This window comes from Achromobacter marplatensis, assembly GCF_049060505.1.
GTDB lineage: Bacteria > Pseudomonadota > Gammaproteobacteria > Burkholderiales > Burkholderiaceae_B > Achromobacter > Achromobacter marplatensis_A.
The window spans coordinates 197,443-211,579 of record NZ_JBMGRB010000002.1; the positions used below are offsets into that span (position 1 = coordinate 197,443).

A 14,137-nucleotide genomic window follows, 5' to 3' on the forward strand; every position below is an offset into this window, starting at 1 on the left:
AATCAGAACCCATATAGTCTTGGACTAGAAGGGAAAACGCAAGCCATACTGGCAACATCGAGACATTACTGGCAATAAAAGTATGAATCCGGCAAGCATTCTCTCCATCGAAACCATTCTGGTGGACCTGCCCACCATCCGCGCCCATCAACTGGCCATGGCGGTCATGCAGCGCCAGACGCTCGTGATGGTTCGCCTGGTTTGCAGCGACGGCATCGAAGGCATCGGCGAAGCCACCACCATTGGCGGGCTGTCCTATGGCGAAGAAAGCCCCGAAGGCATCAAACTGGCCATTGATACCTACCTGGCCCCGGCGTTGGCCGGCATGGACGCGACCAACATCCATGCGGCCATGCAGCGCCTGGAAAAGGTGGCGCGCGGCAACCGCTTTGCCAAGTCCGCGCTAGAGACGGCCTTGCTGGACGCCCAGGGCAAGCGCCTGAACGTACCGGTATCGACCTTGCTGGGTGGCGCGGTCCGCACGCGCATGCCGGTGCTGTGGACGCTGGCCAGCGGCGACACCGCGCGCGATATCGAAGAGGCCGAATCGCTGCTGCAAAGCCGCCGCCACAATACGTTCAAGCTGAAGGTGGGCCGCCGCGCGGTATTGGAAGATGTGGCGCACGTGGCGCGTATCAAGCAGGCGCTGGGCGACCGCGCCCGCGTAACGGTGGACGTGAACCAGGCCTGGAACGAGGCCGATGCCGCGGGCGCGATCGCGCGTCTGGAAGCGGCCGGCGTCGACCTGATCGAACAGCCCATCGCGCGCGCCAATCTGGCCGGCATGGCCCGGCTGGCGGCGCGTTTCGTGGTGCCCATCATGGCGGACGAAGCCGTGAACGGCCCCGAGGACGCGCTGGAGATCGCGCGCCAGGGCGCCGCCGACGTCCTGGCGTTGAAAATCGCCAAGTCAGGCGGCCTGTATGAAATGCTGCGCACCGCGGCCGTGGGCGATGCCGCCGGTATCTCGCTGTACGGCGGCACCATGCTGGAAGGCTCGGTCGGGTCGATTGCGTCGGCGCATGCGTTTGCATGCCTGCCGCGCCTGTCCTGGGGCACCGAACTGTTCGGCCCGCTGCTGCTCAAAGACGACATCGTCGCCAACCCGCCGCGCTACGCCGATTTTGAACTGGAATTGCCCGACGGCCCGGGCCTGGGCCTGACGCTGGACGAAGACAAACTGAATTTCTATCGCCGGGACCGCTGACGGGCAGGCACGCAAACAGCACCACGCGACTCGACACCCGGCCGCGCCCGCCTTGAAGGGCGCACCCACAATAATTCAAGCACCACGGAGACAACCATGCGCATGCGCCATGTACTCAAACCCTTTGCCCGCGCCGTCCTGGCGCTGTCGATGCTAAGCGGCGCGTCCGCCGCGCTGGCGGACAACTATCCCGACCGTCCGGTCAAATGGGTCGTGCCCTTCCCGCCGGGCGGCGCGATGGACAGCATCGCCCGCACGCTGGGCGAATCCATGGGCAGACAATTGAACACGTCCTTCATCGTGGAAAACCGTGCTGGCGCCGGCGGCAACATCGGCGCGGCCACGGTCGCGCGCGCCAAGCCCGACGGCTACACGATCTTGATCGTCGCCAATGGCATGGCCGTCAATCCGGCGCTGTACGCCGACCTGAACTACGACCCCATCAAGGACTTTGCGCCGATTTCGCTCTTGGCCGTCGTGCCCAATGTGCTGGTCACCAACCCCACGCGCACCGGCGCCACCAGCGTGCAGGACGTGATCGCCAAGGCAAAGGCCCAGCCCAACCATTACACCTATGCCTCGGCCGGCGTGGGCACGTCGATCCACCTGGCGGGCGAGCTTTTCGTGTCAATGACCGGCGTCGATATGCTGCACGTGCCTTATAAGGGCAGCGGCCCGGCCGTGGCCGATCTGCTGGGCGGCCAGGTCGATTACATGTTCGACAGCATCACGTCCGCCAAGCCGCACATTGCCACCGGCAAGCTGCGCGCGCTGGCGGTCACCACCGCCAAGCGCTCCGCCGCCCTGCCCGACGTCCCGACGCTGCAGGAAGCCGGCGTGCCCGGCTACGAACTGATGCCCTGGTTCGCGGCCTTCGCCCCCGCCGGCACCCCGCCGGAAGTGGTCGCCAAGCTGAACGAAGCCATGCGCACCGCGCTGGCCGAGCCGAAGGTGAAGGCGACCCTGGATTCGATCGGCGCGGAATCGATCGGAAGCAGCCCGGACGCACTGCGCGACCATCTGGGCAAAGAAACCGAACAGTGGAAGACCCTGGTCAAGGAACGCAACATCAAGATCCACTGATGCGTCGGGGCGGGCGCTGCCCGCCCCAACCTTACGCGGGCGAAAGGGTTGTCGAGGCATCCAGCAAATGGTCGACGATGGCCAGAATCTGTTCGGCAGCCAACCCGATGTGCCGTTCCAACGCCGCCTCGGCTTTCTCGGCCTGTCCCAGGCGGCTAAGCGCGATCAATTCCTTGTGCTCGTCATGGGCCTGCTGCCGGATCGGCGCATTGACGACCTGGAAGCGGAAATAGCGTTCGGATTTTTCATGCAGCGCACGCACCATGCCCAGCGCCGCCGGCCGTTGCGCGGATCGGTACAGCCACTCGTGAAGCTGCCAATTCAGCCGTCCCCACTGCTCGGGCGCCGCTGTATCCATCTGCGCCACCACCGCTTCGGCCCGGTCCAGATCGCCAGCGTCATGCTGCTGCACGGCAAGCCTGAACAGCCAGGGCTCCAACCGCATGCGGATATCGAAGAACTCTTGCACCTCGGTGCGCGACAGCATCGACACATAGGCGCCCCGGTGCGGGATCATGTCGATCAGGCCTTCGGCGCTTAGCTGGCGGATGGCCTCGCGCACCGGCAGACGGCTTACGCCCAACTCTTCCGCGAACAACTCCTGGCGTAGCGCCGAGCCTGGCGGGATCACACCGGAAAGAATGCGGTCCCGCAGTTCGTCCACCACCAGATCGACGGCGGTCTTGCGGACAAGCCGGCCGGCGGTTCCTGCCAAAGGACGGATCGGGGAAGCGGAAAGCGGCGAATTCTGGGACACGTGAGACCTGCCTGGTTGGGCCGCCCGGCAAACACCCGGCGGCATGGGAATGCCGGCGCCGGGAGCGGTGTGCCCAGGAAAACCCCGAGAGACAACCGGACCCCGAAGCCCGTTTAATGCGAGTATATTGGATCCATGATCCAGTTGGTACCGCCCGTCCCAGGATGCGGCGATCCGAGGCCAAGCGCCTCATTTTTTACACCGCTTATTTTTGGATCCAATATCCAATAACCAATATCCGTCTGCGGATCCCGCAGGCGGGCACGCATCAGGAGCCGCAGCATGAGCATTCAATGGCAAGGCGTTTTCCCCGCCGTGACCACCAAACTGAACCCCGATTTTTCGCTGGATCTGGACGCCTTGCGCCAGGGCCTGGAACGGCTGATCGTCAACGGCGTGGGCGGCGTCGTAATGATGGGCATGGTGGGCGAAAACGCTCAGCTATCGCCCGACGAAAAGCTGACGGTGCTGCGCACGGCCGTCGAAACCGTGCGCGGCCGCGTGCCGGTGATCTCCGGCGTGGCCGAAACCGGAACCGCCCGCGCCGCCGCGTTCGCGCAGGAAGCCGCCAAGATCGGCGTGAATGGCCTGATGGTGTTTCCCGGCCTGACCTACAAGTCGGACAATCGTGAAACGGTGGCGTTCTACCGGACGGTGGCGCAGGCCAGCCCCCTGCCCATCCTGCTTTACAACAACCCGCGCGGCTACGGCGTCGACCTGACGCCGGACGTGGTGGCCGAATTGCTGGAAGAACCGACCATCGTGGCCATCAAGGAAGAGTCTTACGACACCACCCGCGTAACCGACCTGATCACCCGTTTCGGTGACCGCCTGGCCGTGGTGTGCGGCGTGGACGACCTGATCCTGGAAAGCGCCGCGCTGGGCGTGACCGCCTGGGTATCGGGCATGGCCAACGCCGTTCCAAAAGCATCGGTCGACCTGCTGCGGCTGGCCGCCGAGGGCGATTTCGTGCGCGCGCGCAAGCTGTACGCGGCGCTGACACCGTTGTTCCACCTGGACACCGTGGTCAAGCTGGTGCAGCACATCAAGCTGGCCGAGCACCTGATCACCGGCAGCGCCGAAACCGTCAAGCCGCCGCGCCTGGACCTGGCCGGCGCCGAACGCGAACGCACCATCGCCATCACCAAACAGACGCTCGCGGACCTGTCCGCCCTGGGCTACTGATCACCGATTCCGGAACCGCCACCATGCGACTTATCCGCCTGCCCGCGCTGATCATCAGCGCCCTGATTGCCCAGTCCGCCGCGCATGCCGCGGACTACCCCACGCGCTCCATGGAACTGGTGGTCGCCTACCAGCCTGGCGGCGGCAGCGACAACACGGCGCGCGCCATCGCCGAAGCCGTGCGTCCGCCGCTGCTGGCGCAGCCCACCGTCGTGATCAACAAGCCCGGCGCAAGCGGTTCCATCGGTTGGTCGTATGTGGCCAATGCGCAGCCCGATGGCTACAAGCTCGTCCTGATGACCCCGGAAATGCTGGTGGTGCCGCTGATGGGCATCGGCAAGACGACGGTCAACGACTTCCAGCCGATCGCGCGCTTCACGGACGATCCGTCGTCGGTGACGGTGCGCGCCGATGCGCCATGGAAAACGGTGCAAGAGTTCCTGGAATACGCCAAGAAGAACCCGGAGCGGGTGGCAGTGTCCAACGCCGGCATCGGCACCGTACCGCACATGGCGGCCGCGGCGCTGGGCGAGCAAACCGGCGTGAAGTTCGTGCACGTGCCCTATCAAGGGTCGGCGCCGGCCATCATGGGCCTGCTGGCGGGCGACGTGCAAGCGACGACGGTCGCCTACGCCGAACTGCAGCAGCACGTTGAAACCGGCAAGCTGCGCACGCTTGCCGTGATGGCGCCCCAACGGCTGGAAAACCTGCCCGCGGTGCCCACCATGAAAGAGCTTGGCGCCGACCTGCAATTCAGCGTGTGGCGCGGCATCGGCCTGCCCAAGTCCGCCCCCGCGGATGCCGTGGCGAAATGGCGTGCCGCCGCCAGCCACGTCGCGCAATCCAAGGAATTCCAGAGCCTCATGCGCAAGCAGAACCTGACGCCCTCCTATGCCGACCAGCCCCAGTTCGCGGCTGACGTGGCCCGTCAGGAACAGGCCTTCAACATCCTGGTGCCCAAGCTGAACCTCAAACCGTAAGCCCAGCCGGGCGCCCAGCGCGTTATTCCACCGTTGCGCCGGACCGCTTCACCACTTCGGCCCAACGGGGAATCTCGGTGGCCATCAGCGCGCGCAGTTCGTCGGGCGTGCTGCCCACCAGTTCCATGCCCATGGTCTTGCCCAGCTTTTCCTGGACGTCGGGCTCTTTCAGGATGATCGCGATCTCCTGGGCCAGCTTGTCCAGGATCGGCTTGGGCGTGCCCTTGGGCGCATAGACGGCCTGCCATGAAGCCATCTGGAACCCCGCCACGCCAGCTTCCTGCATGGTCGGCACGTTAGGCGCCAGCGAGATGCGGTCCTTCGTGGTGACGGCCAGCAGCTTCAGCTTGCCCGTCTGCAACAGCGGCAAGGCCGCCGTCATCTGATCGAACATGAAGGTCACGGCGCCGGACGACACGTCCACCATCGCGGGCGGCGTGCCCTTGTACGGCACGTGCGTCAGCGGCACGCCGATCATGCTGGCAAACAGTTCGCCCGCCAGGTGCGTCGACGTGCCCGCGCCCGACGAGGCGAACGTGCGCTTGTTCGGATCGCGCTTAAGCAACGCAATCAGGTCGGCCACCGAATTCACGCCTAGATTGGGATCCACCAACAGCACGTTGGGCAGGTAGGCGATCAGCGATACCGGTTCAAAATCCTTGACCGGGTCGTACTTCAGGTTCTTGTACAGGCTGGCGTTGATGGCGTGCGTGCTGATGGTGCCGCCGAACAACGTGTAGCCGTCGGGCGGCGCCTTGGCCACATAGGTGGCGCCGATGCCGCCGGCCGCGCCGGGCTTGTTCTCGACGATGACGTTCTGGTGCAGGCGGTCGCCCAGCTTCTGGGCCAGCACCCGGCCCACCACGTCGGTCGAACCGCCGACGGTGAACGGCACCACGTAGGAAATCGGCTTCTGGGCGGGCCAGTCGGCCGCGCTGGCCGGCATGGCCGCAAGGCCAAGGGCGGCGCCGGCCAGCAGCGCGCCCAACGCACTGCGTCGTTGTGGGTTCATGTTGTCTCCTGCCTTGTTTTATGGGTATGGGTCGCCGGCCGGACGGCCGGCGGCAAGGCTCAGCGGCCCTGTTCTTTGCGCCAGGCGGCGAATTTGTCTTTAGTGCCCGGATCGGTGGGCGGATACAGACCCAGGATGGACGCGCCCTGCTGCACCTGGCTGGTCACGAAGTCTTCGAAGGCGGTCATTTCCACGGCTTCGACCGAGATCTCGTCGGCCAGATGCGCGGGAATTACCACGACGCCCTCGCGGTCGCCCACCACGATGTCGCCCGGCCACACAGCCACGTCGCCGCAACCGATGGGTGCATTGATGTCCAGCGCCTGATGCAGCGTCAGGTTGGTGGGCGCCGACGGCCGCTGGTGATACGCGGCAAAGCCCAGTTCGGCGATTTCGGGCGAATCGCGAAAGCCGCCATCGGTGACGACGCCGGCCACGCCGCGCTTCATCAGCCGCGTGACAAGGATGGAACCGGCCGACGCGGCGCGCGCGTCCTTGCGGCTGTCCATGACCAGCACCGCGCCTTCCGGGCAGGTCTCGACGGCGACGCGCTGCGGGTGCGAACGGTCTTCGAACACCTTGATGGTGTTCAGGTCTTCACGGGCGGGGATATAGCGCAGCGTGAAGGCCGGCCCGACCATATTGGGCAAATTGGCGTTCAGCGGGCGCACATCCTGGATGAACTGATTGCGCAGGCCGCGCTTGAACAGCGCCGTGCACAGCGTGGCCGTGCTGATGCCGGCCAGGCGGGCGCGGGTTTCGGGATTCATTTGGGACACGATGACTCCGGGGGTCGAAAGATGATGAAAAGCGGGCAAGCCGCCCGACGGGCCCTGCCCGCCTGGGCGCTTAGAAGATTTCGGGCTCCGGCACGGGCGCGCCGAATCCGGTTTCCAGGAAATCGAAATCGCAGCCGTCATTGGCTTGCAGGATGTGTTGGGAATACATCCAGCCATAGCCGCGCTCGTAGCGCTTGGGCGGCGGCGTCCAGGCGGCGCGGCGCGCGGCAAGTTCCTCGTCGCTGATGTTCAGGTGGATGCTGCGGGCCGGCACGTCCACCGTGATCATGTCGCCCGTCTTCACCAGCGCCAACGGACCGCCGATGTACGCTTCGGGCGCCGCGTGCAGAATGCAGGCGCCGTAGCTGGTGCCGCTCATGCGGGCATCCGACAGGCGCAACATATCGCGCACGCCCTGCTTGACCAGCTTGGTCGGAATGGGCAGCATGCCCCACTCCGGCATGCCGGGGCCGCCTTGCGGGCCGGCATTGCGCAAGATCATGATGTGCTCGGGCGTGACGTCCAGGTCCTCGTCGTCGACCGCGGCCTTCATGCTGGGATAGTCGTCGAACACCAGCGCCGGGCCGGTGTGTTGCAGGAACTGCGGCGCGCACGCGCTGGGCTTGATCACGCAACCATCGGGGGCGATATTGCCGCGCAGCACGGCCAGCGCGCCTTCGTCGTAGATGGCGGTGTCCAGCTTGCGGATCACGTCGTCGTTATAGACCTCGGCGCCCGCGATGTTCTCGCCCAGCGACTTGCCCGTGACGGTCATCGCCGTGGGATCCAGATGATCTTGCAAGCGCGACATCAGCGCGGGCAAGCCGCCCGCGTAATAGAAGTCTTCCATCAGGTAGGTGTCGCCGCTGGGCCGGATGTTGGCGATGACCGGCACCTTGCGGCTGGCGGCGTCGAAGTCGTCCAGGCCCACCGCATGGCCGGCACGGCGCGACATCGCAACCAGGTGCACGATGGCATTGGTGGAACAGCCCATCGCCATGGCGACGTTGATAGCGTTCTTGAACGACGCCAGGCTCAGGATGCGCTTGGGGGTCAAGTCTTCCCAGACCATCTCCACCACGCGGCGGCCGCACTCGGCGGACATGCGCATGTGGTTCACGTCCGCCGCCGGAATCGAGGACGCGCCCGGCAGCGTCATGCCAATGGCTTCCGCAATGGCCGTCATGGTGCTGGCCGTGCCCATCGTCATGCAGGTGCCGTAGCTGCGGGCGATGCCGCCTTCCACTTCGGTCCATTGTTCTTGCGTGATCTTGCCCGCGCGGCGCTCGTCCCACAACTTCCAGGCATCCGAGCCCGATCCCAGGATCTTGCCCTTCCAGTTGCCGCGCAGCATGGGGCCGGCGGGCACGTACACGCACGGCAACCCGGCGCTGATGGCGCCCATGAGCAAACCCGGCGTCGTCTTGTCGCAACCGCCCATCAACACGGCGCCGTCGACCGGATGGCTGCGCAGCAGCTCTTCCGTTTCCATCGCCAGGAAGTTGCGATACAGCATGGTCGTCGGCTTGACGAACGATTCCGACACCGAAATGGCCGGCAACTCCACCGGAAAACCGCCCGCCTGGAACACGCCGCGCTTCACGTCTTCGACGCGTTGCTTGAAATGGCTGTGACAGGGATTCAGGTCCGACCACGTGTTGATGATGGCGATGATGGGACGGCCGACCCAGTCGTCGGGGCCATAGCCCATTTGCATCATGCGGGAACGATGGCCGAACGAACGCAGGTCATCCTTGGCCATCCAGGCGGCGCTGCGCAGACTTTCGTAGGTACGTTTCATAGGGGAATAGGGAGTGAAGCGTGGTGGGGATGGGATCATTTAAACACTAATACATTAGTGCGTCAGCTAGGTAAAAACCCGCTACACTGCGGGCTTCGACCACCGTACTCCCGACACGCCTTCGGATGCAAAGCCCAAAGCTCAGACTGGACCGTTCGCGCCACGCGGCGCCCCAGGTCTTTGAACACTTACGCGAACAGATCGTATCGCTGGAGCTCGCCCCGGGTGCCGCCTTATCGCGCGTCACGCTGGCCGAAACCTACGGCCTGAGCCAGACGCCTATCCGCGACGCCCTGATGCGCCTGGCCGAAGAGGCGCTGGTCGAAATCTACCCGCAGCACACCACGGTCGTCAGCCGCATCGACATCCCTGCCGCCCGGCAGGCTCATTTCCTGCGCCAGTCGCTGGAACTGGAAATCGTGCATCAACTGGCGCAACGGCCCGACCCGATGCTGCACAAACGCCTGCAAGCCAGCATCGACCTGCAACGCGTGAGCCATGCCAATGGTGAATACCAGCAGTTCATCGACGCCGACCAGGCCTTCCATCGCGACATGCACGCCGCCGCAGGCGTGATCAGCCTGTGGCAACTGGAGCAACGCTATAGCGGCCACCTGGATCGCCTGCGTCGGCTGCATCTGCCGGAAGCCGGCAAGGCCGAACGCATCATGGACGACCATCAACGCCTGCTGGACGCCATCGTGGCGCAAGCGCCGGAGCGCGCGCAGCAGGTGCTGCGCGAGCACCTGTCCGGGACGCTCAGCCAGGTCGCCGAGATCTGCAAGCGCTACCCCGAGTACGTGCTGGCGGAGTAACGTCGCCCTGCCCGAAAATGTCCTCCTGCGCGGCCTTGTTAAGCGCGATGATGGCGGGATGCTGTAGCTGCCGGTCCGTGGTCAGCGCGTAAAGCTGCTCTTTAACGGCCGTGGTGCTGCCGATGGCGCGAACCCGATATTGCTTCACCAAATAGGCGGCCGTGGCCGTCGGCGCCACAAACAGGCCCACCCCCGTTTGGCCGAATGAATTCAACAAGGCGCTGTCGTCGAATTCGCCGACGATGCGGGGCCGGATATCGTGGTCGTCGAACCACTGCACCAGCCGCGCCCGGATCGCCGCGTCTTCGCCCGGCAGCAGGAATGGCGCCTGGTCCAGCATCTTGGGAAAACGGCCCGGTAATTGTTCAAGCAAGGCCGGCGCGCCAAAAAACGTCAGGCCGCTTTCGCCCAGCAGATGGCTGAAGCCACGGACATTCAAATGGCTGGGCATGGGACGATCGGCGATCACCATGTCATACCGGTGCACCGCCAGATCCGCCAGCAAGAAGGCAAGCCGGCCTTCGCGGCAAATCAGCCGCACGCGTTCTTCCAGGCGCAGCACCGGTTCGATCATCCGGTACACCAGCGATTTGGGCACGCCTTCGGCGATGCCGATCCGGAACTCCACGGCGGGCCGCGCGGGCCGGTTGCGAAGGTCGTCCAGCAATTCGTCGCCAAGGGTGAAGATGCGATCCGCATACTGCAACGCGCGGCGGCCGACATCCGTCAGTTCCAGGCCGCGCCCCACCCGCCGGAACAGTGGGGAATCCAGCGAGTCCTCCAGTTCCTGCAACTGGCCGCTGATCGATTGCGGCGTGCGCTGCAATTGCTGTGCCGCGCGGGCAATGCTGCCCGCCTTGGCGACCATCCAGAAATAGCGCAGATGTTTGTAGTTAAGAGAGACCATCGCGGATCCATCCAAAAAATCTGACTATCACTTCATGATATGCGAATTGTCCGACGAATAAGCCTGTTCTAGACTGGCCTTGTCCCTTGCAGGAGGCGGCAAATGGGTCAGATCGAGACTTTTGCCACAACGCCGATGTGGGTAGGGTTCATCGGCTTCGTGCTGGCGGTGCTGGCGCTTGATTTATATGCGCTGGGCGGCCGTCGCGCGCACCGGGTGTCGTCGCGGGAAGCGCTGGGCTGGGTGCTGGCCTGGGCCACGCTGGCCACGTTGTTCGGGCTGTCGATGTGGGCGTTTCTCGACGCCAGCGCCGGCCGCGCCGTGGCCAACCAGAAAACGCTGGAGTACTTCACCGGGTACCTCATCGAACTGTCGCTGTCCGCGGACAACATGTTCGTCTTCTCGCTGATATTCACGTACTTCGCGGTGCCTCCCGAACTACAGCGGCGGGTGTTGCTTTACGGCGTGCTGGGCGCCATCGTGATGCGCATCGGGATGATCCTTGCCGGGGTCTGGCTGTTGTCGAAATTCGTCTGGCTGTTCTACGTGCTTGGCGTCTTCCTCATCCTCAGCGGCGCCAGGATGCTGGCGACGGCCGGACGCCAGCCCGACATCGCCCAAAACCCGCTGGTCCGCTTCATGCGGGCACGAATGCGCATCACCCCGGACTACCACGGCCAGTCCTTCTTCGTCCGCATCGACGGGCTGCGCTACGCCACGCCGATGTTCGTCGTCCTGCTGATGATCGAAGCCACGGATGTGGTCTTTGCCGTCGATAGCATCCCGGCGATCTTCGCCGTCACGCGGGACCCCTTCCTGGTCTTCACCTCGAATATCTTCGCCATCATGGGCTTGCGGGCGCTGTACTTCCTGCTGGCGGACATGGTGGACCGCTTCCACTATTTGAAGTATGGACTGGCGATCGTGCTGATCGTCATCGGCGGCAAGATGCTGGCGGCGCAGTGGATCCATGTGCCGGTGCACTGGTCGCTTGGCGTGGTCGGGCTGGTATTGGCCGTCTCCATCGGCGCCAGCTTGCTGCTGCCCAGGCGGCGGGCGTCGGCCGGCCGCTATAACGTGAAGAAGTCACACTCCGAGGAACTGCCATGAACACGATCATTCTCGCTACCGACGGATCGACATACAGCGATGAAGCGGCCCGCTACCTGGTCGCGACGCCATTGCTGAACCGCGATTTCATCGTGCATGTGGTCCATTGCGAACCTCAGGTGTCGGGGGACGTCGAATCGTTCATCGGCAAGGCCGAGATCGACGCCTGGCACCACGAAGAAAGCGGCAAAGCGATGCGCTCGGTGGTGGACATCCTGCGCAGCGGAAACGTCAACTACGAATGCCACGAGCTGACCGGATTCACGCCCGAAAAAATCGTCAAGTACGCGGCAAGCGTCAACGCCGCGGCGATCGTGCTGGGATCGCATCACCGAAGTCCGGTGGTCAACGCCTTGATGGGGTCGGTCAGCGGAAGAATCTTGGCGCATGCGCCATGCCCGGTGCTGGTGGTTTAAGGTGGACGACCCGGTCGCACCATCCACCGACTGCTTGAATACCTTCCACTTAATCCAGGGGATACCGCCGGATCACCGTTTTTCCATCCCGTTCCGCCAGCGCTAACAAGGCTTCGCCCGAGGCATCCAGGCCCAGTAGCCCCGTCTCCACGTCCGGCGGCATTTGAAATGGGCGCCACGTTTTGCCCTGGTCGCGCGTGGCGAAATAGGTTTTGGTGTATTCGTTGAACGAAAACAGGTGGTCCGCGTAGGTCTTGATCACCCAGACTTTGCGGCCAAACCAGGCTTTGCCTATCCAGGTAGGTTCGCCACGCACGGCGGGCGACGCCGAACGCCGATGCCATGTCCGTTCGGCCTTGTCCAGTTCATAGATGGCATTGCCCGACGTTTCGAACACGGGTTCGTCGCGGGTATAGCGCGCGTCGGGCGCGGGGGTGGGGACGGGCGTCGCGTGCGGGGTAATGCGAAAAGCCGGCGATGCGCCATTCTGGAACTCCACTTCAAAACGCCGGGTTTCCAGCACTTCGTTCTTTTCCGCCGCGTTCAAGCTGATCCGCGTGCGCCAACTCCAGCCCACCGCCCGCCTGTCATCCAGCGGATATAGCGACCAGTCGTAGGCCAATTGGCTGCCGTCCTTGCCCGCTTTTTCCTGGAAAGCGCGGTCGAAGGCGCGGGCGTCGGGCCAAACCTGCTCATCAAGCAAGGTGGCCGACCAGTGCCGGGCGCCGTCTTCACTGACCAGCAGGCGTTGGCCGGCGTCATGCCGTTCCAGCGCGATCACGCGGTCTTGCGTCAGGAACACCGTGTATTGCAATGGCGGACCCAGGACGGCGTCCGGATCATACGTCCACGTCTTGCCCTGGTCGTCGGAGCGCAGCGTTTCCCAGGCAGCGGGCGGATCGCCGTTGCCGTTCTGGACGCCCGGGCTACGCGGCGTGCCCGTGATCAGGTACAGCGTGCGGCCTTCAGGGGAACCGATCAGCGTGACACCGGTATCGCCGCTGATGGACCCCAACAGCTCGAATACGCCTGTGCCCTGCCCGCCGTAGATCAGGTTGCGCGTGTCGGCCAGTTGCCATGGATTCTGCGGCCGCGTGTTCAGGGCAGGCACCAGCGCGTCAAGCAGCGGCGCTTTTTCAAGGCCGGCCATGTCTTTGCCCGTGACAAGACGTTGCCCGATCAGCAATTGGCGTTCGCCAAACCGTTGCAGCGACACCCGGGAAGACGAGGCCAACGGCGGGCCATTGAGCTCGCCGATGCGCTCGTGGCGGACGAGCGGCTGGCCCATCGGCGCGAGTTGATAGAGGCCATAGCCGATCACCCCCGCGACGACGATCGCGGCACCGCTGGCAAGCAGTCTAAGATTCATGGCTGCGGAGCATCCTGATGCGTGGGCGCCCGCCATCCGGCCGGCATCTTTTGGGGAATAGGCGAAACTATAGCGTGTTGCGCGACGTTCTCTATACTGGCGTGACATCCTCTCACGCCGCAACCGGCCTCACACGGAACCCCCACATGATCGCAAGGCATGCACGCTTCGCTCTGGCCCTGGCTTTGTCGGGGGTAGCCAGTTGGATGCCATCCGCCTTGGCCGCGCCGCCCGACGTCTGCCAGGCCGTGACCGTGCGCGAAGGCGATCCGATTCCACCGGATGCTTGCGCCGTGGATATCGTGCCTCGAGACCTGGACGTGTCGCGCATCGCGTTTGGCGACGGCCCGGCATGGACGCCGCTGGATCCCCGGGCCATGCCGGGCGTGTTCTACGACAGCTCGTCGATTGCCCCGGTATCCGAAAAGCCGGTGGTGATGGCAGTGACGGTCGCTTGGTTCTATGCGCAGCCCCGCGTGTCGGAGACGAACGGGCAACCTTATGGATCGGTATCGCAGCCCGTGCTGCTGAATTGCGGCGCCAACACCTATACGGTCACCGAGACCCGGCACTACGCCGGCAACGACGCGACCGGCGCGCTGGTGGAGTCGATTCCCGTGGCGGGCATCCACGATGCGCCGGTGGCGCGCGACCCCGTCCAGCGCAAGCTGCGCGCCATGGTATGCCCGCCCCCGGGAAAGACCGTGCGCAAGTAG

Annotated in this window: 14 protein-coding genes; 8 read left to right on the top strand and 6 right to left on the bottom strand. The window is 64.6% G+C overall.

Annotation, left to right across the window (positions count from 1 at the left end):
• Nucleotides 1-82: 82 nt before the first annotated feature.
• Complete coding sequence (locus ACI0FO_RS05700) at nt 83-1,207, top strand: muconate/chloromuconate family cycloisomerase (protein WP_416024841.1); 1,125 nt, start codon at nt 83-85, stop codon at nt 1,205-1,207.
• Between the two features lie 96 nt (nt 1,208-1,303).
• A complete protein-coding gene (locus tag ACI0FO_RS05705; protein WP_416024843.1) occupies nt 1,304-2,290 on the top strand; it encodes a Bug family tripartite tricarboxylate transporter substrate binding protein in 987 nt (328 codons plus the stop codon).
• 31 nt (nt 2,291-2,321) lie between these two features.
• Here ACI0FO_RS05705 and ACI0FO_RS05710 read toward each other — a convergent pair whose 3' ends face one another.
• Nucleotides 2,322-3,047 (bottom strand): GntR family transcriptional regulator, encoded by a 726-nt coding sequence (locus ACI0FO_RS05710; RefSeq protein ID WP_416024845.1) that lies wholly within the window; start codon nt 3,045-3,047, stop codon nt 2,322-2,324.
• A gap of 282 nt (nt 3,048-3,329) precedes the next feature.
• On the opposite strand from ACI0FO_RS05710, the gene ACI0FO_RS05715 reads away from it, so the two are divergent.
• Together ACI0FO_RS05715 and ACI0FO_RS05720 are read left to right on the top strand one after the other, a co-directional pair.
• Nucleotides 3,330-4,232 (top strand): dihydrodipicolinate synthase family protein, encoded by a 903-nt coding sequence (locus ACI0FO_RS05715; protein WP_416024847.1) that lies wholly within the window; start codon nt 3,330-3,332, stop codon nt 4,230-4,232.
• A gap of 23 nt (nt 4,233-4,255) precedes the next feature.
• Entirely contained in the window at nt 4,256-5,212 is a 957-nt protein-coding gene (locus ACI0FO_RS05720) for a Bug family tripartite tricarboxylate transporter substrate binding protein (RefSeq protein ID WP_416024849.1), read from the top strand.
• A 22-nt stretch (nt 5,213-5,234) separates the two neighbouring features.
• On the opposite strand, the gene ACI0FO_RS05725 is transcribed toward ACI0FO_RS05720, so the two are convergent.
• The 3 genes from ACI0FO_RS05725 to araD form a co-directional block, all read right to left on the bottom strand.
• The gene (locus tag ACI0FO_RS05725) at nt 5,235-6,224 is read right to left on the bottom strand and encodes a Bug family tripartite tricarboxylate transporter substrate binding protein (RefSeq protein WP_416024851.1); all 990 of its coding nucleotides are present in this window, start codon (nt 6,222-6,224) and stop codon (nt 5,235-5,237) included.
• Between the two features lie 59 nt (nt 6,225-6,283).
• The gene (locus ACI0FO_RS05730; RefSeq protein WP_105557239.1) at nt 6,284-6,994 is read right to left on the bottom strand and encodes a ribonuclease activity regulator RraA; all 711 of its coding nucleotides are present in this window, start codon (nt 6,992-6,994) and stop codon (nt 6,284-6,286) included.
• Between the two features lie 79 nt (nt 6,995-7,073).
• The gene (gene araD, locus ACI0FO_RS05735; protein WP_416024853.1) at nt 7,074-8,804 is read right to left on the bottom strand and encodes an L-arabinonate dehydratase; all 1,731 of its coding nucleotides are present in this window, start codon (nt 8,802-8,804) and stop codon (nt 7,074-7,076) included.
• Between the two features lie 125 nt (nt 8,805-8,929).
• Between araD and ACI0FO_RS05740 the strand changes: the two genes are divergently transcribed.
• Nucleotides 8,930-9,619 (top strand): GntR family transcriptional regulator, encoded by a 690-nt coding sequence (locus tag ACI0FO_RS05740; RefSeq protein ID WP_416024855.1) that lies wholly within the window; start codon nt 8,930-8,932, stop codon nt 9,617-9,619.
• Here ACI0FO_RS05740 and nhaR read toward each other — a convergent pair.
• Nucleotides 9,564-10,526 (bottom strand): transcriptional activator NhaR, encoded by a 963-nt coding sequence (gene nhaR / locus ACI0FO_RS05745; protein ID WP_416024857.1) that lies wholly within the window; start codon nt 10,524-10,526, stop codon nt 9,564-9,566. The genes ACI0FO_RS05740 and nhaR overlap by 56 nt on opposite strands.
• Nucleotides 10,527-10,628: 102 nt before the next feature.
• Between nhaR and ACI0FO_RS05750 the strand changes: the two genes are divergently transcribed.
• Together ACI0FO_RS05750 and ACI0FO_RS05755 are read left to right on the top strand one after the other, a co-directional pair.
• Nucleotides 10,629-11,636 carry a TerC family protein gene (locus ACI0FO_RS05750; protein WP_416024859.1) on the top strand — a complete coding sequence of 336 codons (1,008 nt, stop codon included), beginning with the start codon at nt 10,629-10,631 and terminating at the stop codon, nt 11,634-11,636.
• Nucleotides 11,633-12,052, top strand: coding sequence for a universal stress protein (locus tag ACI0FO_RS05755; RefSeq protein ID WP_416024861.1), 420 nt, complete (start codon nt 11,633-11,635; stop codon nt 12,050-12,052). The genes ACI0FO_RS05750 and ACI0FO_RS05755 overlap by 4 nt, the downstream gene beginning before the upstream one ends.
• 49 nt (nt 12,053-12,101) lie before the next feature.
• On the opposite strand, the gene ACI0FO_RS05760 is transcribed toward ACI0FO_RS05755, so the two are convergent.
• Nucleotides 12,102-13,421: a hypothetical protein gene (locus tag ACI0FO_RS05760; protein WP_416024863.1), complete on the bottom strand. Its 1,320-nt coding sequence runs from the start codon at nt 13,419-13,421 to the stop codon at nt 12,102-12,104.
• A 146-nt stretch (nt 13,422-13,567) separates the two neighbouring features.
• On the opposite strand from ACI0FO_RS05760, the gene ACI0FO_RS05765 reads away from it, so the two are divergent.
• A complete protein-coding gene (locus tag ACI0FO_RS05765) occupies nt 13,568-14,137 on the top strand; it encodes a surface-adhesin E family protein (protein ID WP_416024865.1) in 570 nt (189 codons plus the stop codon).